2 protein-coding genes are annotated in these 2521 nt (G+C 69.1%); both read right to left on the bottom strand.

From position 1 onward, the window contains the following. Positions 1-214 precede the first annotated feature (214 nt). Entirely contained in the window at positions 215-1516 is a 1302-nt protein-coding gene (locus AC27KI_RS22700) for a Glu/Leu/Phe/Val family dehydrogenase (protein ID WP_317357175.1), read from the bottom strand. Positions 1517-1682: 166 nt separating this feature from the next. Continuing rightward, the coding region (locus tag AC27KI_RS22695) for a PPK2 family polyphosphate kinase (RefSeq protein WP_487115963.1) at positions 1683-2521 on the bottom strand (839 nt) is incomplete at its 5' end.

Below are 2521 nucleotides of genomic sequence, written 5' to 3'. Positions count from 1 at the left end.
CGCCCCTGCGTGCAGCCGTTTTGCGTGGCGCTGCGGGTGTTCGAGGCTGGTGCGGCGCGGCCGGCGGGCGATGCACCGCAGGGCTCCGGCCCGCCGCCCTGACCGGCGTACGGGCATAAAAAAAACCGCCAGGCCCGGTGGGGCGCTGGCGGTCCATTCCAGGGAAGGGCGCCGGCCGGGTAGGCCGGGCGGACCCTCCTCGGGCAAGGGCGGATCAGGGGTACAGACCGCGCATTTCGCGGGCGTGCAGGATGCGCTGGCACGCCACGATGAAGGTGGCCGTGCGCAGGCTCACCTTGTGTTCCTGCGCCACGTGCCAGATGCCGGCGAAGGCCTCCTGCATGATGCGCACGAGGCGGGCGTTGATCTCGTCCTCGCTCCAGAAGAAGCTGGAGAAATCCTGCACCCATTCGAAGTAGCTCACCGTCACGCCGCCAGCGTTGGCGATCACGTCGGGCAGCACCAGCACGCCCTTGTCGTGCAGGATGTCGTCGGCCTCGGTGGTCGTGGGGCCGTTGGCGCCCTCGATCACGAGCTTGGCCTTGATCTGGCCGGCGTTGTGCTTGGTGATCTGGCCTTCCAGCGCGGCGGGGATGAGGATCTCGCAGTCCACGCCCCAGAAGTCTTCCTTGGCGATCGCATCGGCGCCGCCGAAGCCGCCCACGCCGCCCGTCTTCTTGACGTGCTCCAGCAGGGCGGGCACGTCCAGGCCGCCCTGCTGGAAGATGGTGCCGGTGTGGTCCTGCACGGCCACCACCTTGGCGCCCGCTTCGGCGAACAGCTTGCCGGCGATGCCGCCCACGTTGCCGAAGCCCTGCACCGCGATGCGTGCGCCTTCCAGCGGCAGGCCCGTCAGCTTGGCGGCTTCCACGCCCACGGTGAACACGCCGCGGCCGGTGGCCTCGACGCGGCCGAGCGAGCCGCCCAGGTCCACCGGCTTGCCGGTGACCACGCCCGTGGCGGTGGCGCCGGTGTTCATGGAGTACGTGTCCATCATCCAGGCCATGACCTGGCCGTTGGTGTTCACGTCAGGGGCGGGGATGTCCTTGGAAGGGCCGATGAGCAGGCCGATCTCGCTGGTGTAGCGGCGCGTCAGGCGCTCCAGCTCGCCGCGCGACAGCTTCTTGGGATCGACGCGGATGCCGCCCTTGGCTCCGCCGTAGGGCACGTTCACGGCCGCGTTCTTGACCGACATCCAGGCCGACAGGGCCATCACTTCGGACAGCGTGACGTCCTGGTGGAAGCGCACGCCGCCCTTGCCGGGACCGCGGCTCAGGTTGTGCTGCACGCGGTAGCCCTCGAAGTGGGCGATGGTGCCGTTGTCCAGCTCGATCGGCACGTCCACGATCAGGATGCGCTTGGGGCGCTTGAGCGTTTCCACCCAGCGCGCCAGGTTGCCCAGGTAGGGCGTGACGCGGTCCACCTGCTGCAGGTAGTTGCCCCACGGGCCGAGGTCGTCGGCCTGGAGGTAGGAGGGCAGTTCGTGCTGGGTGCGGGTGCCGTTGGTGTTCGACATGAGGGGGTTTCCTTGAAGGAGGGATCAGTTCAGACGACGGAGCTTATGCCTGCCCCCGGCAACTGTCCAAGGCCGGAGTGTTACAGGTTTATGCGCCGAATGCATAACCTGGGCAGCGGGTCGCAACGCCGTTTTTCAAGGGCCGGCCGACGGGCGGTCTCGCGGCTCATTCCACCTGGATGCCCGCCAGCGCGGGATCGCCTTCGGGGTAGCGCAGGCCGAGCCGGGCCAGCACCTCGCGCAGCACGGTGGCGATCATCAGGTTGCGGTGGGTCTTGGAGTCGGCAGGCACGATGGTCCAGGGGGCCCACGGCGTGTGCGTGGCGGCCAGCAGGGTGGCGTAGGCGCGCTGGTAGTCGTCCCACTGCTTGCGCGCGGCGATGTCGCCCAGGTCGAATTTCCAGTGCTTGGCCGGGTCGTCCAGGCGCTCCTGTAGGCGCTTGCGCTGCTCGTCCCGGCTGATGTGCAGCATGAACTTCACCACCACGGTGCCGGTTTCGGTCAGCAGGCGTTCGAAGTCGTTGATGTGCGCCAGCCGCTGGCGGTGCTGCTCGGGTGTGATCCAGCCGTTCACCACGGGCACCAGCACGTCTTCGTAGTGGCTGCGGTTGAACACGGTCAGCTCGCCCGCGCCGGGCACCTGCTGGTGGATGCGCCAGAGGTAGTCGTGGGCGCGCTCGGTGTCGGTGGGCGCCTTCCAGCCCACGGCGTGCACGCCCAACGCGCTCATGCGGCCGAACACCCCGCGCACCGTGCCGTCCTTGCCGGAGGTGTCGGTGCCCTGCAGGATCACCAGGAGCTTGTAGCGCTTGTCGGCGTACAGCAGGTCCTGCAGGGTGTCCAGTTCGAGGGCCAGGGCCTCGACGCGCGCCTTGTCGCTGGCCTTGTCGCCCTGGGAGAAGGGCTTGGCCGCGGGGTCGAAGCGGGCCAGGTCCAGGGCGGGCAGGGGGCCGTCTTTCGCCGCTGCCTTGGCCTCGGCCTTGGCGGCCTTGCCGGCCGGCTCCG

Source organism: Acidovorax sp. KPB24-03 (genome assembly GCF_057546605.1).
This window is presented reverse-complemented; position numbering and strand designations above follow the sequence as displayed.

Bases quoted from the DNA above. Each gene is read 5' to 3' on its own strand.
- AC27KI_RS22700 (WP_317357175.1), bottom strand. From the start codon at position 1,516: ATGTCGAACACCAACGGCACCCGCACCCAGCACGAACTGCCCTCCTAC.